General features: G+C 74.3%; 20 protein-coding genes. 13 read left to right on the top strand and 7 right to left on the bottom strand.

Annotated elements, in window-relative coordinates; translation table 11 throughout:
- Position 1: 1 nt before the first annotated feature.
- The 3 genes from HMPREF3159_RS12785 to HMPREF3159_RS12795 form a co-directional block, all read right to left on the bottom strand.
- Positions 2–1,486: a DHA2 family efflux MFS transporter permease subunit gene (locus HMPREF3159_RS12785; protein ID WP_083305945.1), complete on the bottom strand. Its 1,485-nt coding sequence runs from the start codon at positions 1,484–1,486 to the stop codon at positions 2–4.
- Positions 1,487–1,647: 161 nt separating this feature from the next.
- The gene (locus HMPREF3159_RS12790; RefSeq protein WP_070501414.1) at positions 1,648–2,361 is read right to left on the bottom strand and encodes a response regulator; all 714 of its coding nucleotides are present in this window, start codon (positions 2,359–2,361) and stop codon (positions 1,648–1,650) included.
- Positions 2,358–3,641: a sensor histidine kinase gene (locus HMPREF3159_RS12795; protein WP_246821634.1), complete on the bottom strand. Its 1,284-nt coding sequence runs from the start codon at positions 3,639–3,641 to the stop codon at positions 2,358–2,360. Before HMPREF3159_RS12795 ends, HMPREF3159_RS12790 begins: the two co-directional genes overlap by 4 nt.
- Before the next feature lie 102 nt (positions 3,642–3,743).
- Between HMPREF3159_RS12795 and HMPREF3159_RS12800 the strand changes: the two genes are divergently transcribed.
- From HMPREF3159_RS12800 to HMPREF3159_RS12840, 9 genes are all read left to right on the top strand, one after another.
- On the top strand, positions 3,744–4,493 hold the full coding sequence (locus HMPREF3159_RS12800) for a GAP family protein (protein WP_070501416.1): 750 nt from the start codon (positions 3,744–3,746) through the stop codon (positions 4,491–4,493).
- Between the two features lie 114 nt (positions 4,494–4,607).
- Positions 4,608–5,507: a substrate-binding domain-containing protein gene (locus HMPREF3159_RS12805; protein ID WP_070501418.1), complete on the top strand. Its 900-nt coding sequence runs from the start codon at positions 4,608–4,610 to the stop codon at positions 5,505–5,507.
- Positions 5,497–6,804, top strand: a complete 1,308-nt coding sequence (locus HMPREF3159_RS12810) for an alpha/beta fold hydrolase (RefSeq protein WP_070501420.1) — start codon at positions 5,497–5,499, stop codon at positions 6,802–6,804. The genes HMPREF3159_RS12805 and HMPREF3159_RS12810 overlap by 11 nt, the downstream gene beginning before the upstream one ends.
- 177 nt (positions 6,805–6,981) lie before the next feature.
- Entirely contained in the window at positions 6,982–7,875 is an 894-nt protein-coding gene (locus tag HMPREF3159_RS12815; RefSeq protein ID WP_070501421.1) for an endonuclease domain-containing protein, read from the top strand.
- Between the two features lie 49 nt (positions 7,876–7,924).
- Complete coding sequence (locus HMPREF3159_RS12820) at positions 7,925–8,209, top strand: MFS transporter (protein ID WP_070501423.1); 285 nt, start codon at positions 7,925–7,927, stop codon at positions 8,207–8,209.
- Between the two features lie 90 nt (positions 8,210–8,299).
- Positions 8,300–8,734, top strand: coding sequence for an MFS transporter (locus tag HMPREF3159_RS12825; RefSeq protein ID WP_070501425.1), 435 nt, complete (start codon positions 8,300–8,302; stop codon positions 8,732–8,734).
- An 84-nt stretch (positions 8,735–8,818) separates the two neighbouring features.
- Complete coding sequence (locus HMPREF3159_RS12830; protein WP_070501427.1) at positions 8,819–9,460, top strand: TetR/AcrR family transcriptional regulator; 642 nt, start codon at positions 8,819–8,821, stop codon at positions 9,458–9,460.
- A 107-nt stretch (positions 9,461–9,567) separates the two neighbouring features.
- The gene (locus tag HMPREF3159_RS12835; protein ID WP_070501428.1) at positions 9,568–10,908 is read left to right on the top strand and encodes an exo-beta-N-acetylmuramidase NamZ family protein; all 1,341 of its coding nucleotides are present in this window, start codon (positions 9,568–9,570) and stop codon (positions 10,906–10,908) included.
- Positions 10,909–10,943: 35 nt separating this feature from the next.
- Positions 10,944–12,689 carry a glycoside hydrolase family 3 protein gene (locus HMPREF3159_RS12840; protein WP_070501430.1) on the top strand — a complete coding sequence of 582 codons (1,746 nt, stop codon included), beginning with the start codon at positions 10,944–10,946 and terminating at the stop codon, positions 12,687–12,689.
- Between the two features lie 62 nt (positions 12,690–12,751).
- Here the strand turns inward: HMPREF3159_RS12840 and HMPREF3159_RS12845 are convergent, their stop codons facing one another.
- Positions 12,752–14,020: an MFS transporter gene (locus HMPREF3159_RS12845; RefSeq protein WP_070501431.1), complete on the bottom strand. Its 1,269-nt coding sequence runs from the start codon at positions 14,018–14,020 to the stop codon at positions 12,752–12,754.
- Positions 14,021–14,182: 162 nt separating this feature from the next.
- On the opposite strand from HMPREF3159_RS12845, the gene HMPREF3159_RS12850 reads away from it, so the two are divergent.
- The 4 genes from HMPREF3159_RS12850 to HMPREF3159_RS12865 all read left to right on the top strand — a co-directional run bounded on the left by HMPREF3159_RS12850 (position 14,183) and on the right by HMPREF3159_RS12865 (position 16,394).
- Complete coding sequence (locus HMPREF3159_RS12850; RefSeq protein ID WP_070501433.1) at positions 14,183–14,752, top strand: XRE family transcriptional regulator; 570 nt, start codon at positions 14,183–14,185, stop codon at positions 14,750–14,752.
- Positions 14,753–14,769: 17 nt separating this feature from the next.
- On the top strand, positions 14,770–15,327 hold the full coding sequence (locus tag HMPREF3159_RS12855; protein ID WP_070501434.1) for a DUF488 domain-containing protein: 558 nt from the start codon (positions 14,770–14,772) through the stop codon (positions 15,325–15,327).
- Positions 15,324–15,539, top strand: a complete 216-nt coding sequence (locus HMPREF3159_RS12860; RefSeq protein WP_070501436.1) for a hypervirulence associated TUDOR domain-containing protein — start codon at positions 15,324–15,326, stop codon at positions 15,537–15,539. Before HMPREF3159_RS12855 ends, HMPREF3159_RS12860 begins: the two co-directional genes overlap by 4 nt.
- A 354-nt stretch (positions 15,540–15,893) precedes the next feature.
- A complete protein-coding gene (locus HMPREF3159_RS12865; protein ID WP_070501438.1) occupies positions 15,894–16,394 on the top strand; it encodes an FBP domain-containing protein in 501 nt (166 codons plus the stop codon).
- Here HMPREF3159_RS12865 and HMPREF3159_RS12870 read toward each other — a convergent pair.
- The 3 genes from HMPREF3159_RS12870 to HMPREF3159_RS12880 all read right to left on the bottom strand — a co-directional run.
- Positions 16,381–17,031, bottom strand: a complete 651-nt coding sequence (locus HMPREF3159_RS12870) for a nucleoside/nucleotide kinase family protein (RefSeq protein WP_070501440.1) — start codon at positions 17,029–17,031, stop codon at positions 16,381–16,383. The genes HMPREF3159_RS12865 and HMPREF3159_RS12870 overlap by 14 nt on opposite strands.
- A complete protein-coding gene (locus HMPREF3159_RS12875) occupies positions 17,021–20,317 on the bottom strand; it encodes a UvrD-helicase domain-containing protein (RefSeq protein WP_070501455.1) in 3,297 nt (1,098 codons plus the stop codon). The genes HMPREF3159_RS12870 and HMPREF3159_RS12875 overlap by 11 nt, the downstream gene beginning before the upstream one ends.
- On the bottom strand, positions 20,314–22,092 hold a 1,779-nt coding region (locus HMPREF3159_RS12880), incomplete at its 5' end, for a PD-(D/E)XK nuclease family protein (RefSeq protein WP_070501442.1). The genes HMPREF3159_RS12880 and HMPREF3159_RS12875, both read right to left, overlap by 4 nt.

A 22,092-nucleotide genomic window follows, 5' to 3' on the forward strand; every position in this document is an offset into this window, starting at 1 on the left:
GTCAGGCGGCCTGCGGCCGGCGCAGCGTCGTCGCGAGCAGCGCCGCGATCGAGCACATCACGCCGCCGGCGGCGAAGGCCCAGGTCGCGCCCGAGGCCTGGGCGAGCTCGGCACCCGCCCCGGACTCCGCCGCGACCGCAGCGCCGAGGGTCAGCAGCGCGATGAACACCGCGGTGCCGAGCGCTCCGGCGAGCTGCTGCAGGGTGTTGAGGATCGCGGAGCCGTGGCCGTACAGCTCCTTCGGCAGCGCACCGAGGGACAGCGCCATCAGCGGAGTCATGACCATGGACATGCCGATCCCGAGCGGCACGTTCAGCGCGATGACCAGACCCTGGGTGGCGTCGCCGTCCAGCAGCAGCATCGACGCCCAGCTCACCAGCGCCATCAGCGCCGCACCCAACAGCACCAGCGGCAGCGGGCCGACCCGGTCGTAGAGCGCGCCGACCGGCGGCCCGAGCAGCCCCGAGGCCGCCGCGCCGGGCAGCATCGTCAGCCCCACGGCGAGGGTCGACATGCCGAGCGCCCCGGTCATGTACAGCGGCAGCGCCACGACGGTGCCGAGCATCGTGGCGAAGCACAGCAGGATCACCAGCAGGGAGACGAGGTAGGTGCGCACGGTCAGCGGGCGCAGGTCCAGCAGCGGCTCCTGGCCCCGCGCGCGCATCCGCACCTGCCTCGCCGCGAACACCGCGAGGGTGAGCAGGCCCGCGGCGGCGGCGAGCAGCGGCACCAGGCGCGCATGCCCGTCGACGATCGCGCTGATCGAGGCGAGAGCATAGATCACGCCGCCGAAGCCGATCGCGGAGAGCACCACGGAGAGCACGTCCAGGCGCACCGCGCGCGGCTCGGTGTAGTTGCGCATGAACAGCAGCCCGATCACCAGCGCGACCACGATGATCGGCAGCATCATCACGAACAGGTGATGCCAGGAGCCGCGGGCGAGGATGGCGCCGGAGATCGTCGGCCCGAGCGCGGGCGCCGCCGAGATCACCACGCCCACCAGACCCATCACCAGGCCGCGGGAGCGGAGCGGGACCAGCGCGAGGACGCTGGTCATCAGCAGCGGCAGCACCATCGCGGTGCCCGCCGCCTGGATCACGCGCGCCCCGAGCAGCACGGGGAAGCTCGGCGCGATGACGGCCAGCGCCGTCCCGGCGAGGAACAGCGCCATCGCCAGGAGGAACACCGTGCGCACCGACAGGCGCGTCATGAGGAAACCGGTGGTCGGGATGACCACGGCCATGGTGAGCATGAAGCCGGTGGAGAGCCACTGCGCGGTCACGGCCGTGATCGACAGGTCCTCCATCAGCACCGGCAGCGCGACCGAGAGCAGCGTCTCGTTGAGGATCATGACGAAGGCGGAGACCACGAGCACGGCGATGATCGGCGTGACCCGGGTCGTCGCGGCAGGCTCGGGGGCGGAGGTCGAGGGGCCGGCGTCCACGGCGGGCAGCTCACCGGTCGGGGTGGGGGAGGGGGCGTGCATGGCTGGCGCGCTTTCGTCGAGTGCGGTCCGGCGGGCCGGGACCGGAAGGCCACCCGTCGGAGGGGCGGCGGACGAGGTCCGGGCCCGCACCGATCGTCCCATGCGACCCTGCTTCTCGTCACCGTGATATCAGGGACAGGGAGGCGGCTGGGCAGGGACGATCAGGAGCCTCGGTGCTGCTGCCACCACAGCGCCGCCTGCACCCGGGAGCCCAGGCCCAGCTTCATCAGCGCATGAGAGAGATGGGACTTCACGGTCGTGATCTCGACGAACAGCTCGCGGGCGATCTGCTGGTTCGTCAGCCCCTGCGCCACCAGCGCCAGCACGTCCTCCTCCCGCCCGGTGAGCGCGGGCTCCGGGGTGGTGGGCGCCGGGGAGGCGGGCGGGGCCTCGTCGGGTGCACCGCCCTCACGCCCCCGCAGCGCCGCGAGCACGGTGCGGGTCGCGGCCGCCGAGAGCACCGCGTCGCCGCGGTGCACGTCGCGCACCGCGGCGAGGATCCGCTGCGGGTCCTCGGACTTCACGAGATAGCCGTCGGCCCCCGCCGCGAGCGCGCCGAGCACGAACTCGTCGAGGTCGAAGCCGGAGATCACCAGCACGCTCGCCCCGGTCTCCCGCAGCCGCGGGGTGATCTCGATGCCGGTCGCTCCGGGCATGCGCACGTCGGTGAGCACCACGTCGGGGCGGTGGGCGCGGGCGGCCTCGAGGGCGGCGGGGCCGTCGGCCGCCTCGGCGAGCACGGTGATGTCCGGGGCGGAGCTCAGCAGCGCGACGAGCCCCGAGCGCACGGCGGGATGGTCCTCGGCGACGACCACCCGGATCGGGGCGGAGGAGGGGCGGTCGGACGCCGCAGGGGAGGGGGACGGAACGGTCATCGCGGCGAGGCCTCCGTGGCGGTGAGAGTCGTGCCGGTCAGGGGCGGCTCGGCCGGCGGGGCGCCCGATGCGTCGAGCGGCAGCACCGCCTCCACCCGCCACCCCGGGCACCCGTCCGCGTCCGGGACCGGGCCCGAGCTCGCCGTCCCGCCGACCGCGAGCGCCCGGTGCGCGAGGGCCGCACGACCCATCCCGGCCCCCAGCGGCTCCGCACCGTCGCGGCCGTTGACCAGCTCGATCCGCACCGCGCCCTCCTGGATCCCCGCCGTGAGCCGGATCGGCGCCCGGCCGTGCCGCACCGCATTGGTCACCGCCTCCGCCCCGATCCGCAACGCCGCGGCCTGCACCGCAGGTCCCACCCGGGCGGGATCGGCGAGCTCGGGAGCGATCTCGACCCGGGCCGACGGGTCCCGCGCCCGCAGACGCGCGGCGAGGGAGGGCCAGTCCAGGGTGGCGCTCGGCAGGGTGCCGGTGCCCTCGTCGGCGAGCACCCCGATCATCGAGCGCAGATCCCGCAGCGCGGCCTGGGCGGAGGAGCGGGAGGCGGCCAGGGAACCCTCCCTCGCCTCGCGGTCCTCGAGCGAGGCGGCGAGGGAGGAGTGGAGGGCGACGGCGCTGAGATGACCGGCGACGACGTCGTGCAGGTCGTGGGCGATCGAGCGCCGCTCCGCCTCGACGGCCTGCGCGGCCCGGCTCTCGGCGAGCTCGTGCTCGAGGCCCGCCAGCCGCTCGGCCGCGCCGCGCGCCTCCCGGTGGTGACGCACCTCCCAGCCCCACAGCAGCGGCGTGCTCGCCATCAGCCCGGCGATCATCGCCACGAGGAACACCGCCGGTCCCGGCAGGCCGCCGAGCAACGCCGCGAGCATCGCGGCCGCTGCGGCGGCGATCGAGATCGCGGTGCAGGTGCGCGCCACGCGCCGAGTGCCGTGCATGACCGGGACGAACAGCGCCTCGAACAGCAGGAAGTAGGCGGAGATCTGCCCACCGCCGATGATCTCCGCGGTCGCCAGCGGCCCGGCGACGACGAAGGGCACCAGCGGGCGGCTGCGTCGCCAGCACAGGCTCGCGCACGCCGCCAGCAGCAGCACGACCGAGACCCCGCGCGACCACTGCGGACCCTCGCCGACGAACCCCGAGTTCGAGACCCCCGAGAGGGCCAGCCCCACGACGAGCGCCGCATAGATCCCCGCGGTCAGCAGGTCGCGCCCCGTGACCCGCGGCGCGCCGACGGCGGCGGTGTCGGGGGCGGCGGAGGCGTCGGCGCGGACGTCGGCGGGCATGGTGCGAGCCTACGCGGCCGCGCCCGCCCGGCCTCGGGCCTCCGCCGGGTCTCGTCCCAAGGGAGGAGGACCGGCGCGCTCACCGCCCCGCACGATGGAGCCATGGACCAGCTCGCCTCCCTCGCCGGCCCGCTCGGGCTCATGGTGCTCGCCCTCGTCGACTCGACCTCGATGGGCACCCTCGTCATCCCCCTCATCCTGCTCGTGGTGGGGGAGGGCGGGGCCCGCCGCGTCGCCGGGCGCACGCTGCTGTACCTCGCGGTGATCGGGGTGTTCTACCTGCTGCTCGGCATGGCGCTGCTCGCCGGCCTGCTCCCGCTCATGGAGCGCCTCGGCCACCTGCTCGCGGCCCCGCAGACCATGGTGCTGCTCGCCGCCGCCGGGGCGGCCCTGCTGTGGTGGTCCTTCCGCCTCGACCCGAAGGCCATCGTCAAGCGCGGCGGGGACCCGGAGGCGTCCGCGCGGCGATGGACCGCCCGCGCCCGCCGCGCCTCGGGACGGCCCTCCGCGCTGATCACGCTCGCCCTCGGCGCGGGCCTGATCGAGGCGGCCTCGATGATCCCCTATCTCGCCGCGCTCGGGATCATCGCGGACATGGGCATCGGCCTGCCCCGCGGGGCGCTCGTGCTCGTCGGCTACTGCGCAGTGATGATCCTGCCGGCCCTCCTGCTGTGCGGGGCGCGGGTGCTGCTGGGGGAGCGCGGCGACCGATTCCTCGAGCGGGTCCACGACGGGGCGGTGCGCCACGCGAGCGGCGCCTTCTCCTGGACGGTGGGGATCATCGGCGTGATCCTGCTGCTGAACACCGCAGGTCCTGCGATCGGCTGGCTGAGCGGGGGAGCCAGCGCCTGACCGTGCGCAAGAGTTCTGCGACGAAGGACGCGACATCGCCGTGACCAGCGTGTACTCTCCTACTTCGTGGTCATTTCGGCCGCAATGCCCGTCTGGTGCGGAGGTGCATCCCCGGTGGTCGCAGCGAACGACGACAGCATCGCGCCCCCGGCCGCCGCGAGCCGGGGCGGGGGCGTCGTCCTGGCGCTCAGCAGCCTGGGTGATCCGTGGGGCGTCCAGCTCACCAGCCAGGTGCGTCAGGACGCGCTCTGCACGGGCCTGTCCACCCTGGTCCTCACCGACCCGCGCTGGTACGAGCACCTCCTCGGCGCCGAGGCCGACGCCGCGCTGCTCACCGCGATCGATCTCGAAAAGGACGGTCCGCGCCGCGTGCGCAGCCTCTCCGACCGCACCCGCAGCGGCCTCGTCGCCTTCAGCGCGCAGATGGAGCCCGAGCGCTTCGACGTGGTCAGCTCCAGCCCCGTCCCCGCCGTGCATCACGCCTATGCCCGCCTCCGCGCCCGCCACGACCGCGTCCACCTCCTCGCCCCCGATCTGCGCTCCCGACCCGGCGGCGCGCTCAGCATGCCCCGCACCGCCGCCTTCGTCGACGCCGTCGCCGTCCACGACGACGGTCCGGCCGAGCAGCGCATGCGCCTGACCCCCGAGGGCACCCGCGGCACCTTCGAGATCGCCCTGGACTGGCTGAACGGCCCCGACCGCCCCTCCGCCGCCCTCTGCTACACCGGCTACCAGGCCGTCGCCCTCCGCCTCGCCGCGGCGCGGGCCGGGGTGGAGGTCCCGGAGGAGCTCGAGATCATCGCCATCGGCGACATCCCCGCCGAGGCCGAGCTGCTCGGCCCGATCAGCTACTACGGCGTCGACGACGTCTTCGCACGCCTGTCCGGGGTGGTCGTGGACCGCGCCGTCGAGCGCGGCGACCGGCCCGGCCGTCTGCACCGCTTCGACTGGGAGTACTTCCCCGGCACCACCACCCGCGACGACGAGACCTCCAGGAGACCCGATGACCGCTGAGACCGCCCTTCCCGCACGCACCGACTGGACCCTGCCCGGCCTCGCCCTCGCCGACCTCACCCTCCCCGTCCCGCTGGACCACGCCGACCCCGCCGGGCCCCGGATCGAGCTCTTCGCCCGTCTCGTCGCCCGGCCAGGGGGCGAGGACCTCCCCGTCCTCGTCTACCTCCAGGGCGGGCCCGGCTCCGAGGCGCCGCGGCCCCTGGACCCCGCCTCCCCGCCCTGGCTGCCCCGCGCCCTGCGCGAGCACCGCGTGCTCATGCTCGACCAGCGCGGCACCGGCCGCTCCACCCCCGTCGGCCCCGACGCCCCGCTGCCCGAGGGAGCGATCTCGGGCGCCCGCACGCTGCGCGAAGCGAGCCCCGACCAGCAGGCCCGCTACCTGACGCACTTCCGCGCCGACGCGATCGTGGCGGACGCCGAGCTGCTGCGCGAGGCGCTCGGAATTCCGCGCTGGTCGCTGCTGGGGCAGTCCTTCGGCGGGTTCACCACCCTGCGCTATCTCTCCGCCGCCGCGGGCAGCGTCGAGAAGGCCCTGTTCACGGGCGGGCTCCCCACCGTCGGCCCCCACATGGACCAGGTCTACGCCACGACGTGGGAGGGCATGATCGCCCGCTCCGAGAGGTACTGGGCCCGCTTCCCCGGCGACCGCGACCGCTTCCGCCGCCTGGCCGACGAGGCCGCCGCGGGCCGGCTGCGCGCCCCGGGCGGGAGGCGCATCGGCGTCGAGTCCCTGCGCCGCCTCGGCCACCTGCTCGGCGCCTCTCAGGGCGCCGAGCGCCTCCACCTCCTCCTGGACCTCGACCCCGCCTCCCCGGCCTTCGCCCACGACCTCGCCGCGGCCCTGCCCTTCTCCGGCCGGAACCCGCTGTACGCCGTGATCCACGAGAGCTGCTGGGCCGACGGGCTCGCCACCCGCTGGGCCGCGGACCGCACCATGCCCGCCGCGGTCGCGGAGGACCCGACGCTCCTGGCCGGCGAGCACATCCACCGCGACCTGTTCGCCGAGGACCCCGAGCTCGCCGTGTGGGCCGAGGCCGCGGACCTCCTCGCCGAGCACGAATGGCCCCGCCTCTACGACGAGCAGGCCCTGCGCGCCGCCGAGGTGCCCGGCGCCGCCGCCGTCTACTACGACGACGCCTACGTCCCGCGCGAGCACTCGATGACCACCGCCGCGCTGCTGCCCGGCCTGCGCACCTGGGTCACCAGCGAGTACGAGCACAACGGCCTGCGCGCGAGCGGCGAGGGCGTGCTCGACCACCTCCTCGACCTCGCCACGGGGCTCCGCGCCGCCTGACCGCCCCGCACCCGGTCAGCCGAAACGGGACTCCACCGGCACGCCGCGGCGCTGAGCTCCTCGCCGTGCCGCTGGAGTCCCCTTTCTGCAGGAGCCCGCCGTTCCTCCCCACGCCGCCCCGTCCACATCTCGCGCCTGCCGGCCCCGGCGAGATCGAGATCCGGGGACGCTCCGGGGATGGATCCGCGCTCCCCGCTCCGTCGACGCCTGCATGTCTGGACCACCGCCGACCTGCGCGCGGCCGGCATCTCCCGGCACCGGCAGCAGCACCTCGTCGCCGACGGGGCGCTGCGCGGGTACGGCGGCGGCTGGTTCGGCGTCGCCGAGACCCCGGACGACGTGGCCGGTGCGCTCTCCCGGGGCAATCGCCTGACCTGTCTCTCGGCCGCGCGGATCCACGGGCTGTGGACGCCGGACCTCGGCCCCGACGTGCACGAGACCTCCCGCCGCCCCACGAGCGAGGAGCATGCAGGGGTGGTCTCGAGGCACCGTCCAGCGCTTCGTCGCTGGCCGGACGACGAGCCGGTGCTGCCGCTGGATGCGGCTCTCTCCCACGCCCTCTCCTGTCTGGACGCCGACTCCGCTGCGGTGCTCCTCGAATCGGCCCTCGAGCGCCGGCTGCTCGTCCCCTCGCAGGTCGACCTCCTGCTCGCCGAGGCCCCCGCCCGTCGACGGCGTGCAATCGGTCGGGTCAGCGCGCTCGCGGGCTCCGGGTCCGAGACCCGGGTGCGTCGGTACCTCGAGCGGCGCGGGGTGCGCGTGCGGGAGCAGGTGACCGTGTTCCGGGGAGGGCGCGTGGATCTGCTCGTCGGCGACCGTCTCGTCATCGAGTGCGACAGCGTGCGCCACCACGGAGAGCGGTCCCGGTACTACGCGGACCGGTCGAGGGATCGGGCATCCCTGATCGAAGGCTGCCTGGTGCTGCGGCTGACCTGGGAGGACATCTGGCTTCGCTGGGAGGAGACCAGGGGAGCGCTGGACACGCTGATCAGGCGGCGCGTGCATCGGGGGCAGCGCATCGGCGGGGCCGGCCTGCAGGAAGGGGACTCTCACGGCACGCCGCGGCGCTGAGTTCCTCGCCGTGCCACTGGAGTGCCGTTCCTGCAGACGTCACCCGATCATGCTGGGCCAGCTCGGCATCTTCATCGCCCTGATGGGGCCGGCGACCGTGTCGATCCAGATCAAGGCGAGCCAGCTCGCGAGCAGCCCGGCGGAGGCCGCCTCGATCACCGCCTTCGCCGTCGCGCCCGGGGCGCTGGCCGCGGTCATCTTCAATGCCCTCGGCGGCCGCATCTCCGACCGCTCCACCAGCCGCTTCGGCCGCCGTCGCCCCTGGCTGATCGTCGGCGCCCTCGGCATGCTCGTCGGCCTCGCCCTGATCGCCCCGGCCCCGGTGCGGCGCTGATGGCAGTGGGCTGGTTCCTCGCCCAGGCCGCCGGCAACCTGGCGCCTCGGGCTGGAGCCCGGCGACGCCGTCCGCGCCGTCGCCACCGGCGTGACCATCTACACCGTCACCTCGATGGTCGCGAGCCTGGCGGCCGGTTGGCTCTCGGACGTGCTGGGCCGGCGCAAGATCCTCGTCGCCGCCTCGATCCTCATCTTCGGCATCGCCACCTACCTGCTCCTGCACGCCGACACCGTCACCGCCTTCTACGTGGTCGAGGCGATCATGGGCCTGGCCTACGGCGCCTACATCGCCGTCGACCTCGCGCTCGTCCTCGAGGTGCTGCCCGACCGCGAGCAGGCCGGCAAGGACATGGGCGTGTTCAACATCGCCAACGCCCTCCCGCAGTTCCTCGCCCCCGCCTTCGGCGGCTTCCTGCTGGCGAACCTCGGCGGCGGCACCGACTTCACGGCGCTGCTGGTCGCCGCCCTGATCGCCGCGGTGATCGGAGCGATCCTGACGATGTTCATCCGCGGCGTGAAGTGACCCCCTGACCTGACGGGACGGTCGGCGGCCGGGGCTCCTCGCCGCTGGTGGAACACTGTCCTTCGACCCTCTCGAAGGACCGCCATGAGCACGACGGAGCCCCGCCCCGGCCGCCGACGACCCGGCAGGCCCCGTGGTCAGGACTCCTCCGTGGTGCGCGAGGCGGCGCTGCGCGCCGCGATCGACCTCATCGCCGAGCACGGCTATGCCGCCACCTCCATGGCGCAGGTCGCCGAGGCCGCCGGGATCCCCCCCTCCGGCCTCGCCCACCACTTCCCCTCGAAGGCCGCGCTGCTGGGCGCCGTCCTGGACCACCGCGACGCGATCGACAACGTCCCCGTCTCGGAGGACGCCGGTACCTGGGCCGTCTTCGACGGACTCGTCGAGCTCGCGCGGATCAATGCCGGCCGTCGCCAGCTCGTCGCCCTGTACACGAGCGTGATCGGGGAGGCCGTCGGCCCGGACCATCCGGCCCACGACTGGATGCTCCGCCACTTCGAGGTCTCGCTCGCGCTGCTCGAGGACGCCGTGCGCGAGGGGCAGCGCACCGGCGAGATCGCCGCCGACGCCCCGGCCCGCCACATCGCCCGCACCACCTTCTCCCTGATGGACGGGCTCCAGGTGCAGTGGCTCCTGGATCCCTCGGTGGACATGCCCGCCGAGCTCGGACGCTATGTCGAGGAGCTCCGACGCCGCTGGGGGACGGGCCCCGCCGAGCTCTCCTGACATCTGCCTCGGACCTCCCCGAATCGGTTGTGACCCGCACCACGCCCCGGTAGCGTGGTGGATCGCGCCTGTGCGCCACGATCCGACGACGACGACGGAGGTCCCCCGTGAACCCTGCACCCTCGCCCCATCCCGCCGCGCAGCCGGCCCGACCGGGACGACGCCGCGTGCTCGCCTCCCTCGGCGCCCTTCCCGCCGGCGCCGTCCTCGCCGGCGCGGCCTCCGCCCAGGCCGCCCCCGCCCGCGGGAAGAAGAGGGCCGACGGGGACTTCCGCCTCGGCGTCGAGAACCTCCTCGAGCCCGCCGCCCTCGAGACCCTGCGCGACCAGCGCGTCGGCCTGATCACGAATCCCACCGGCGCGGACCGCACGCTGCGCTCCACCATCGACCTCCTGGTCGAGGCGCAGGGCGCCGGCGGGTTCACCATGGCCGCCCTGTTCGGGCCCGAGCACGGGGTGCGCGGCGCCGAGCCCGCCGGAGGCGCCGTCGGCGACTACATCGACGAGAAGACCGGCCTGCCGGTCCGCTCCCTGTACGGCGCGACGCAGAAGCCCACCCCGGAGATGCTCGCCGACGTCGACGTGCTCGTCTTCGACATCCAGGACATCGGCGCCCGCTTCTACACCTACATCTGGACCCTCTACTACGCCATGCAGGCCGCGGGCGAGAACGACAAGCGGTTCGTGGTGCTGGACCGGCCGAACCCGCTGGGCACCGACATCGAGGGCTTCGTGCTCGAGCCGGAGCTGTCCTCCTTCGTGGGGCTGCGCGAGATCCCCCAGACCCACGGCCTCACCGTCGGGGAGCTCGCCCGCCTGTTCAACGGCGAGTTCCTGAACGGCGAGGTCACCCTCGAGGTGGTCGAGATGAGCGGTTACGACCCCGAGGAGCCGCCCGTCCAGGAGCTGCCCTGGGTGCTGCCCTCCCCGAACATCCCCACCCCGGACACGGCCGTGGTCTACGCCGGCACGGGGCTGATCGAGTCGCTGAACATCTCCGAGGGCCGCGGCACCACCACGCCCTTCCTGTGGTTCGGCGCCCCCTTCATCACCGAGGCCCAGGTCGACGAGATCATCGAGACCCTCCGCGCGGCCGAGCTCCCCGGCGTGCTCTACCGGCCGATGTTCGCCACCCCCACCACCTCCAAGCACGCGGGTGTCTTCTGCGGCGGCCTGCAGCTGCACGTCACCGATGCCGCCGCCTACGAGCCCGTCCGCACCGGCATCCACGTGATCGCCGCGCTGCTGCGCACGGTGGAGGAGGTCGACTGGCGCGAGGGCGATGACTGCCGCACCGAGGACGACGTGTGCTGGATCGACAAGCTCACCGGCACCAAGCGCACCCGGGCGATGCTCGAGGACGGCGAGTCCCCCGAGGCGATCGTCGCGGCCTGGCGCCGCGAGGCGAGGCGCTTCGAGGTCACCACCAAGCGCTACCGCCTGTACTGAGCACGCCGACGTCCCGAGAACCCCAGGAGATCCCCATGTCATCCCTCTCCCGCCGCGCCTTCGCCGCGGCCCTCGCCGGCACCGGCGCCGCCGTCGCCCTGCCCGTCGCCGCCCAGGCCGCGCCCTCGAAGGGCCAGGCCGACCGGATCGAGGAGATCCTCGCCGGCATGAGCCTCGAGCAGAAGATCGGCCAGCTCTTCGTCGCCGTCGGCTACGGCTCCCGCGCCGACCAGCCTCATGCCTCGAACACCTCCACCACCGGCGTGGACACGATCGCGGAGATCGTCCGCACCCACCACGTGGGCGGGCTGATCTACTTCGTGTGGAGCGAGAACCTCCAGAGCATCGAGCAGGTCGCGACGCTCTCCAACGACGCGCAGGACGCGGCGCTCGAGAGCGGTGGGATCCCGCTGATCATCAGCGCCGACGAGGAGCGCGGCGTCGTCTACCGCCTGCCGGCCCCCGCGACCCCGCTGCCGGGTCAGATGGCGATGGGGGCGACCGGCTCCCGCGCCCATGCCCGCAAGGCGGGGGAGATCGTCGGCGCCGAGATGCGCGCCGCCGGCCTCCACCAGGCCTTCTCCCCGGTGGTCGACGTCAACGTCGAGGCGCAGAACCCCGTGATCGGGGTGCGCTCCCTCGGCGCCGACCCCCGCGCGGTCTCCCGCCTCGCCGCCGCCCAGATCAAGGGCCTGCAGGGCGCGGACTGCTCCGCCGCCGCGAAGCACTTCCCCGGCCACGGCGACACCGCGACCGACTCGCACCTGGGCCTGCCGGTCATCGACCACACCCGCGAGGAGCTAGACACCCTCGACCTGCCGCCCTTCGTCGCCGCGATCGACGAGGGCATCGACTCGATCATGACCGCGCACATCGTCGTGCCCGTGCTCGACGACTCCGGCGTCCCCGCCACCCTGTCCCACCCGATCCTCACCGGGCTGCTGCGCGAGGAGCTCGGCTTCGAGGGCGTGATCGTCACGGACTCCCTCGCGATGGAGGGCGTGCGCACCCTGTTCGACGACGACCGGGTCCCGGTCGAGGCGATCCTCGCCGGCGCCGACCAGATGCTCATGCCGCCGGACCTCGTCGTCGCGATCGGCGGGGTGCGCGAGGCGGTCGCGAGCGGCGAGATCACCGAGGAGCGGCTGGATCAGTCGGTGCGGCGCATCCTCGCCCAGAAGCTGCGCCGCGGCCTTTTCGACGACGTGCGCGTGGACGCCGCCCGGGCCGAGGGCCTGATCGGCACCTCCCGCGCGCTCGCGGCCGCGGAGCGGATCGCCGAGGACTCGATCACCCTGATCACCGCCGAGGACGGCGCGCTCCCGCTCGCGGACGGCGCGACGGTGCTGGTCACCGGCTCCGCCACGGCGGCGAAGCTCGAGGTGGTGGTCGACGCGCTGACCTCGCTGGGCCATGCCGCGACAGCGCTCGCCGGCGCGACGCCCGAGCAGGCCGCCGAGGCCGCCGCCGCGGTCGACGCGGTCCTCGTGCTCACCTCGTCCTCCGGCTTCACCACCCCCGCCGCGCAGGTCTCCCTGGTGCGGGCGCTCGCCGAGACCGGCACGCCCGTCGTGCACGCCTCCCTGCGCAATCCCTACGACGTGGTGCACGTGGGGGAGGTGACCGCCTCCCTCGCGGCCTATGGCAACGCCGACGCCTCCCTGCGCGCGCTCGCCGGCGTGCTCGCGGGCGAGGTGAAGGCCCGCGGGAAGCTTCCGGTCGCGATCCCCACGGCCGACGGGACGGGGGAGGCCTTCCGGCTCGGCCACGGGCTCGGCTGAACAGGCACTCGGCCCTCCGCCTGCAGAATCGGGACTCCAGCGGCACGGCGCGGCGCTGAGCCTCAGCGCGTGCCGCTGGCGGCCCCCTTCTGCTGATCCATCGTGTCCGCGGCCTCGCCGTGCGCCCGCGCCTCGGCGGCCTCGCGCGCCAGGCGCCGGCGGCGGGCCTTGACCCAGCCGGAGGTGAACACCGCACCGGTCACCGCCAGCACCACGGCCATCACCGCGATCACCACGGTGAAGGTCGCCTCCAGGGAGACCAGCGAGATCAGCGCCGAGGAGGTGATGATCCCGAGCGCGTTGGCGGTGCGGAGCAGCGCGAACACCTCGGCGCGGTGCTCGGGCGCGACGAGCCGGTCCAGCACCAGGGAGTAGTAGGTGGCCAGCGGTGCGAGCACAGCGCCGACCAGCAGCGCGCCGACGATGGTCGCGGCGACCGAGTGGCCGAAGCCGACGATCGCGACGCCGAGCGCGGTCACGCCCAGCCACACCAGCACGGTGCGGCGGCGCGGCTCCCGGTTGTGGATGCTCACCCACACGCCGCCGGCGACCGAGGTCACGCAGATCGCGACGGGGAACAGCGCACCCCAGGCGGCCGGCATGCCGAAGGAGACCGCGAGGGAGACCGCACCGATCTCGATCGCGGCGATCGAGGCGGCGCTCGCTCCGCCGCACACCAGCCACAGCAGGATCATCGGGCTCAGGCGCAGCGCGCTGCCGCGCTGCTCGGGGCCGGGCGCGGTGGCCGAGGGGATCGACGGCAGCAGGAGCAGCGGCGCCGCGCCCAGCAGCACCATCGCCCAGGCGGCGAGCTGCGGGGAGATCCCGCCGAGGACGGCGGCGATCACCGGCGAGGCCACGAAGGTGACTTCGTTCAGCGTGGCCGCGATGCCGAGGGAGCGCGGCAGGCGGCTGGCGGGCACGAGGTGGTTCAACACCGCGCGCAGCGTTCCGTAGGCCGCGCCGTTGACGAGTCCCGCGAGCGCCGCGCCCGCGACGACCAGGGCGAAGGGGGCGCCGAGCCCGGCGAGCACCGCGATCGCGATCAGCGCGAGGGTGCGCAGGCCGATGAGCGCGCGGACGAAGGGGACCGGGGCGAAGCGTCGGCCGAGCCGGGAGAGCGGGACCGCGCCGAGGACCTGCGCGATCGTCATCGCGAGCATCATCGCGGCGCCGGCGGAGGCGCTGCCGGTCAGCGGCAGGGCGATGAGGGAGAAGGCGATGGGCGCGGCGGCCTGCGGCACCGCGAAGGTCCCGTACGAGCCGAACCAGCGCAGCAGGCGGGACTCGGGCCGGGCGGTCGCGGGGCTCGCGTGAGCGGGCGCGGTCATGGGGAACCTCCTTCGGGGCGCAGGGGAGAGGGGGCGGCTGGGCGCACCGGCCGCTACTGCGCAACATAGTGCGCAACGCCGAGGGTGCGCAATATAGTTCCCGTCACCCCGGTCGGCGATAGGCTTCCGGGCACGGAACGCCCGAGCGACCAGGAGGCCCCGATGAGCGGTGGTATGCGCCCGGCCGTGGTCGAGCGGCTCGGCGAGCGGATCCGCGCCGCCCGCCAGGAGCAGGACCTCTCCGTCGGCGCGCTCGCCGAGGCCAGCGAGGTCTCCCGTCGCATGCTCACCCAGATCGAGCTCGGACAGGCGAACCCCTCCGTCGCGATCCTCGACCGCATCGCCGCCGGGCTCGGCACCACCTTCGCCGCGCTGATGGGCGTCGGCGCGGACGACGCCCCCGACGGCGTGGAGATCTGGTCCACCGACGCCGGCAGCTGGGCGGTGCTGCTGGGCGCCGTGGACACCGAGTCGCTGTCGGTCGAGACCTGGAAGTGGAAGCTGGTGGGGGAGGACTGCTACGAGGGCGGCTCCGGCATCGCCCTGCCCGGCATCATGCACCACGTCATCGAGGGCGCCCTCGAGATCGATGACGCCGACGGGCTGCAGGTGATCGAGGCCGGCGGTTCCGCGCGGATCGCCTCCCCCGGCCCCTACCGCTACCGCGCCCGCGACGCGCAGGCGGCCGTGTTCTTCTCCGTCGCCCTGCTGCCGCGGCCCGGGCGGGGCTGAGCCGTCATGGAGGTGCGATGAGAGGCACGATCTGGACCCTCGGCCACTGGACCAGCCCCGTGGACGCCGTGCTCGCGACACTCCGCAGCGTCGAGATCGACGAGCTGGTCGACGTGCGCAAGCTGCCCGGCTCCCGCCGCAGCCCCCAGTTCGATGCCGAGGAGATGACCCGCTGGCTCGGCGGGGCGGGAATCGGCTACCGGCGCTCTGTCGAGCTCACCGGGCGCCGCCCGAAGCAACGCGATGTCGACCCGCAGCTCAACGCCGGCTGGCAGAACACGAGTTTCCGCAACTACGCCGACCACACCCTGAGTGCAGAGTACGAGCAGGGGATCGAGGAGCTCGAGGCTCTGGCCGCGGAGCACCACGTGGCGGTGATGTGCGGGGAGCCGATGCCCTGGCGCTGCCACCGGCTGCTGATCTCGAACACCCTGGTCGCGCGCGGCTGGGAGGTCGTGCATCTGCGCGTCGGCAATGCCCCCGCCGTGCATGAGCTGGGGGCCTGGGGGGCCCGACCCGTCGTCCGCGAGGACGGCACCGTGATCTATCCACCGGAAGCACAGGAGGAAGCATGAGCACCGAGTTCGCCGTCGGCGACCACGTCAGCTGGGACTCCGAGGCCGGCCGTGTCAGCGGCACGATCACGAAGGTCCACACCGCGGATTTCGACTACAAGGGCCATCGCCGACGCGCGAGCGAGGACGAGCCCCAGTACGAGATCGAGAGCGACCGCACCGACCACGTCGCCGCGCACAAGGGCTCGGCGCTGAGAAAGGTCGAGAGCTGACCGCCACGAAGGGCGACATCGCTCGCTCCTCGGGCGAGGCCTCGATCGCCGACTCCGCCGAAGCGCCCTCCCCCGAGCTGTCCGACGAGGGGCGCGCCGAGCTCGACCGCATCAGCGCCTGATACTCGCCCGGTGAGCTGACGGATATCCCTTCGCGCCTGGCCGGCGCGGGGCGTAGGGTGGCACCCGTCCACGTACGGAGAGGAGTCGGCATGCCCACCGCGCATGCAGGGAGCGAGGCGGCCCGAGCGGCCTGCTCGGTCTGAGCCCGCGCGCCCTCGAGCGCGCCGCGACGACCCCCCCCCGACTTCTGCACGCCCCGATGCGGGAGCGTGCCCTCTGCGAGGACACCGCATGAACACCCTCACCGAATCCCAGCTCCGCGACGCCTTCGTCAACGCCTCCAAGGGCGAGGCGAAGCGCGCGATGATCCCCGACCTCGACCAGGTCGACTTCTCCCGCCTCGACTACTTCGGCTGGCAGGACGCGAAGAAGCCGCGCCATCACTACATCGCCCTCGAGCTCGACGGGGAGGTGGCGGTGCTGCTGCTGCGCGGCCCGGAGAACCCGCCGGCGAAGAAGATGCTGTGCGCGTGGTGCGAGGACATCGTCGACGGCGTGCACGCGGCGAGCTTCGTCGCCCCGCTCGCCGGCGCGTCCGGCCGACGCGGCAACACCGTCGGCACCGCGATCTGCGCGGACTTCCGCTGCTCGCGCAACGTGCGCCGGGAGCCGAGCTCCTTCGAGCTCCGCTCGGAGGACCCGGCCCTGCTCGCCTACCACCGCGAGCAGAAGATCGAGGGCCTGCGCGAGCGCTCCACGGCGTTCGTGCGCAGCGTGCTCAGCCGCAGCTGACCCCCACCAGGGCGTCCGCCCGGTCGCGGGTGCCCGCGACCAGGCGGGCGTTGTCCTCGTCCGGTCCGAGCGCCCAGTCCCGCGCCGCCTGCGGCGACTTCCCGAAGCGCTCGTGCCGGGCGATCAGCCGCTCGTGCCGCAGCCGCTCCGGCACCTCGACGAACCAGCAGGCATCCAGCATCGCGCGGACCTGCGCGAACGGCCCGTCCTCGAGCAGCAGGTAGTTCCCCTCGGTGATCACCAGCGGCACTTCGGCGCGCACCTCGATCGTCCCGGCGAGCGGCTGCTCGAGCTCCCGCTCGAACATCGGCGCCCATACCGGCGCATCCTGCGGTCGGGCGGTGCGCAGGCGCTGCAGCAGCGCCGCGTAGCCGCCGGCGTCGAAGGTGTCCGGCGCGCCCTTCCGCGCGAGCCGCCCCAGGCGCGCGAGGGCGACGTCGGCGAGGTGGAAGCCGTCCATCGGCACCAGCACCGCCTGCGTACCGAGCTGCTCGGCGAGCCGCGCGGCGAGGGTGGACTTCCCCGCCCCGGGCGCTCCGGCGATGCCCAGCATCCGTCGGCTCCCGCTGCGCAGCGCCTCGTCCAGCAGGGTCCGCGCCGCGTCGACCGCCCGCTCGGCGCTCAGCTCAGTGGGCATCGACCGGCTCCCCATCGGCTGCTCCGAGCTCCACCTCGACCACCTCGCCGCGCAGCGGCAGATGGATCAGCACCCGCGCCGGCGCGAGACCCGCGGCCGCCAGCGCCTGCGAGTAGGTCGCCATCTGCCCCAGATACTTCTCCCGCACATGCTCCACCGGGTGATCGCCGGGGTAGCTCTTGTGGTCCACCAGCACCACCTGCCCGTCCGGCAGGCGCAGCAGGGTGTCGATCCACCCCTCCATCACCTGGTCGTCCTCGTTCCACCAGGTGATCGGCTGCTCGGTGAGCTCCTCCGCGCCGGGCAGCTCTGCGGCGAGGAACCCCGCCCAGGCCTCGCCCGCCTCGATCAGCACCGACGGCTCGACGGCCCGGACGACCGCCCACCGCTCGACGAGCCGCGCCGCGGCCGCCCGGCGCTGCGCGTCGTCGAGGTGCGCGAGCGGCATCGCGAGATAGGCGTGGATCGCCTCGCCGACGCGCTCCCACTGCGGGCCGCCGCCGGTGACGAGGCGCCGCCCGATCCGTCGCGGCTCCGAGACCGCGCCGGCGATCCCCTCGGACCCCACCCCGGAGGCCTGGAAGCGAGCGGCGACATGCGCCTCTCGCGGCCGCGCGCCGACGAGATCGCTCGCCGCGAGCGCACTTCGCCGCGCATCGAAGCGCTCCGCGCCCTCGGCGAGAATCCCGGCGGGGGCCCGCACCACGGCGGGCAGCACTCCGCCGCCCCGCACCGCGATCCCCTCCCCGCCGACGCTCCAGGACAGCAGCGGCGAGGCATCCTCGTGCGTCGCGGGCACCAGCGCGTCCAGCACCGGCGCCGAGCCGGCGCCGCTCAGCACGGTGACGTCGGCGGCGCGGGTGAGGGCTACGTACTGCAGGCGCCCGGACTCCTCTCGCTCCCGGTCCGTGCGCCGCAGCGCATGCTCCGAGGCGGAGAGCCCCTCCTGCAGCGCGGCCTGCGAGGTCAGCAGCGCGGGCCAGTAGCGCGGAGCTCGGCCCGCGAGCGGCGCGGCGACATCAAGCTCAGCGGCCGGCACCACGAAGCCGCCCGAGGTCTGCGAGCGCTCGCTCGGGTCGTGGTCGAGCATGACCACGACGTGCGGCCACTCCAGGCCCTTCGCGCCGTGGATCGTGCCCACCCACACCGTGTCCGGGGTGCCGGTGAGGTCGGGGCCGCGGTCCACCGCGTCCACCGCGATCCGCAGCCCGGTCAGCGTGACCGGGGCGGAGTCCGCCCGGGCACGGTCCGCGTACTGCCCGGCCACGGCGCGCAGCGCGTCGAGGGTGCGCAGGCGCTGGTCCGGGGCGGGCCAGGAGCGGATCCGCTCGGGCAGGTCGAGCGCGTCGACGAGCGCGGTGATCATCTCGACGGGGGAGAGGGAGATGCACTGCTCGCGCAGGTCCCGCAGCCCGTCGAGCACCGGGTCCCGCCACCAGTCGTCGAACAGCGCCCGTCGCGCCTCACGGTCGGGCCGGGCGGCGAGGTCCGCGAACCAGGTTCCGTGCGCGGCGTGGTCCGGGAGCAGGTCCACCAGCTCGGTGAGGGCGAGGGTGTCGCTGAGGTCGAGGGTGACCGCGAGCGCGGCCCGGACGAGGCGTCCCTCGCGGGTGGCGAGGATCGGCCGGCCCTCCCCGGAGGCGGGGATGCCCCGTTCGGTGAGCGCGGCGATGACGTCCTGGGCCCGACGGTTCGAGCGGACCAGCACGGCGACGTCAGCGGGGGAGGTGCCCGGCTCGCGCAGCAGCTCCAGCACCCCGTCGGCGATCGCGGTCGCGTGCTGTGGGTAGGTGAGCTTCTTCGGCACCTCCGGCACCCAGGCCTCGAGCCGCCCGGGACGGTGCCCCGTCTCGCGTCGACGCGCCACCGCCTCCGGGGCCGCGGTGGTCACCACCCGCTCGCGCGGCAGGTCGGGGAACACCTGCGGGAACACCGCGGTGACGAGGTCGAGGACCGGCTCCTGCGAGCGCCAGGAGTGCTTGAGGTCCAGCACCTCCGCAGCACCGAGTCCGGCGGTGCCCGCCTCGATCCGCTCGATGATCCCGAGCATGAGGGAGGGGTCCGCGTCGCGGAAGCCGTAGATCGCCTGCTTCGGGTCGCCCACCCAGATCTTGTCGTCGATCAGCTGGGACAGCTCGAGGAACAGGGCGAGCTGCACGGGGGAGGTGTCCTGGAACTCGTCGACGGCCAGGAGGTGGAAGCGGTCGCGGATCACCTCGCGGGCCCGTCCGCTGCTGCGCACCAGCTCGAGGGTGCGCACCTCCTGGTCGATGAAGTCGATCAGCCCCAGCTCGTCCTTGAAGCGCTGGTACGCCTCGAGGGATTCGGCGGCGGTGTCCATGACGAGCGCGATCAGGGCGCGCACGTCCTCCTGCAGGGCCGGGTTCGCCAGCAGCTCCTCGGCGATCCGCGACGCGACCCCGACCAGGGCGAGGTCCACGTCCTTGCTGTACACGTAGCCCTTCGCATCGGGGTCCCCGGCCCTGCCCTCCGCGACCCTCGCGATCCTCGCCCACACGCTCCACGGCGCCCGCTCGAGCCGCGCCACGTCCCGCAGCAGCCCGTCGAGGGTCTGCAGGCGCTTGCGCACGGTCCCGGCGCCCTTCTCCGTGAACGGCCCGTCCCCGGCCTCGGAGCTGCGCACCTGCGCCCACAACCCCCGCACCGCAGCATCGAGCTCGGACCGCCACGCCTCGCGTCGATCCGCCTCCGCGGCCGCCGGCAGCGCCGCCGCCCGGTACTCCTCGAACGACGCCTCCGCTCCGCGGCGCAGCGCCTCCGCATCGAGCAGGTTCGTCCGGGCCCGACCGGCGAGGTCCCGCACATGGCCCCGCCACGAGGGGGAGGCGTCCCAGGGGATCTCGGGCTCCTCCTCGCCGTCGTGCTCGGTGCGGGCCAGGAGGTCCGCGGCCCGGGCCCCGGCCTCCGCGGCGGTCTCGTCGATCGCGGCGCGGAAGGCGGCCTTCTGCCGGTCCTCGTCGAGCACCTGCACCTCGGGCGAGATGCCGGCGTCGAGCGCGAACTCCCGCAGCAGCTCCCCGGAGACGGAGTTGACGGTGCTGATCAGGGCGCTGTCCACGGCGCGGGCGGCGTCGACCTGCCCGGTCTCGAGCAGGGTGCGGCGCACCCGGTCGCGCAGCTCGGCGGCGGCCTTGGTGGTGAAGGTCGTCGCGATGAGCTGCGAGGGGTCGAGCCCGCGGGCGATCCGGTCGGCGATCTGATGGGTGAGGGTGTGGGTCTTCCCGGAGCCGGCCGAGGCGTTGATCAGGGTGAAGGTCGAGGTCATCGGATCGCTCCCGTCGTCCCGCACAGCTGTGCGTGCTCGCTGGTCCCGCAGTGCTCCTCGACGAGGAGCCCGCCGGCCTCCCGTTCGGCCGCGCGCGCCCTCGTGAGCGCGCTCGACCTCGCCGACCAGCTCGCCGAGGCGTCCAGGCCCGTCCGCTCCTGCAGCTCCCGGCAGCCGCAGCGGATCCGTCCGTCGGCGACCTCGTCGAGCCGTGCGGTGACGGCGGCGAGCATGCGCCGCCAGGCCTCGCCGGTGTCCATCGAGGCGCGGTCGTGGGGATCCAGCGCCGGATCGGCGGAGACGAACTCGCCGCTGCGCAGCAGGAAGTAGCCGACGTCGGCGGGCTGCTCGCCGGGGTGCTCCTGCGCGAGGGCCCAGGCGTAGGAGGCGAGCTGGATCGCCTCGGAGGTGTCGAAGAGGTCGCCGTAGCGGCTGCGGCTGCGGGACCACTTCAGGTCCAGCACGGCGCGCCGCCCGTCGGCCGCGATCGCGTCGACGTCGCGGCTGCCGACGAAGGGCACGGTCCGCTCACCATCGGCCAGCATCAGCGTCAGCGGGAGCTCGAAGCGGGTCTCGGTCCCGGTGATGCGCAGGCCCGCCTCCGCCGCCCCGGAGAACAGCGCCCCGACCGAGCGCACGGCCCGGTCGCGCACGTCCTCCCGCGCGGCCGCGCGTCCGGGCAGGTCGAGCTCGGAAGCGAGCTGGGGCACCAGGCGGTCCAGCACCTCGCCGATCTCTTCGGCCGACGGGGCGTCGAGCGGGGTGCCGCCGAGGCCCGGGTCGTAGCGCTTCTCGACCAGCGTCTCGACCACGGCGTGGACGAGGGTGCCGATCATCCGCGCACCCGTCGGCAGCGCCGCGACGTCGGCGGGCCGCACGTCCAGCGCGTACTCGAGCGCCCAGTGGTGCGGGCAGGCGAGCAGCGAGGAGACCTGCGTGAAGGACAGCTTCCGCGGCAGCAGGTGCGGGGCCGGCGCGATCCGGTGCTCCGTCGGCGGCGCGGCGGGCTCCTCCTCCTGCGCCGGCGCCACGACCTCCAGCGACCTCCTCGCGAGCGTCCACCGTCCGTCCTCGATCAGCTCCTCGGGCCGCAGCCGGTCACCCGCGCCGAGATGCGCGAGCAGGCCGCTCGGCCCCGGCACCTCCTCGAGCCGCCTCCCGGGCAGCACGACGACGATCTCCTCGGCCCGCCGCAGACCCCGCAGCGCGGCATCGACCTGCAGGGCCGCATGCTGCGCGGGGGAGAGCACGCGCCCCCCGCCCGCTGCGAGCGCGTCGACCTCGGCCGGGTCCCAGCGCTGTGTGCGAGGAGCGTCGTCGGAGCTCGGCCCCCACCACAGCACGGCGCCGCCGCGCACCTGGGCGGGAGAGGTGGTGACCTGCCGATCCGACACCTCCCGCACCGCGCGCGGCGAGGGACCGGAGCTGCCGCAGCTGTCGATGACCTGCTGCAGCGTGCGCCGGGTGAGGGGCGCCTCGGGGGCGAGCATGCCGAGCACCCGCTGCAGCACCTGCACCTGGGTGAGGCTCGCCAGGAGATCCCCGTCCCCGCGCCCGACGGCGCGCAGCCGCTCCGCGAGCCAGTCGAGCCGCTGCGCGATCGCGCGAGGCCGCAGCGCGTCCGCGGGCAGGGGGTCGGAGACGAGCCGATCGATGACCCGCGCGGCCTCGAGAGCACGCTCGTTGTCGCCCTCCGCGATCCGTGCGAGCGCCGAGCGCCAGGCCGGTCCGCCGACGCCGGGCTCGGCGCCGAGGGCGCGCAGCAGCTCGCGCCG

Origin of the sequence: Brachybacterium sp. HMSC06H03 (genome assembly GCF_001807385.1) — a bacterium.
In the GTDB taxonomy this organism is placed as follows: domain Bacteria; phylum Actinomycetota; class Actinomycetes; order Actinomycetales; family Dermabacteraceae; genus Brachybacterium; species Brachybacterium conglomeratum.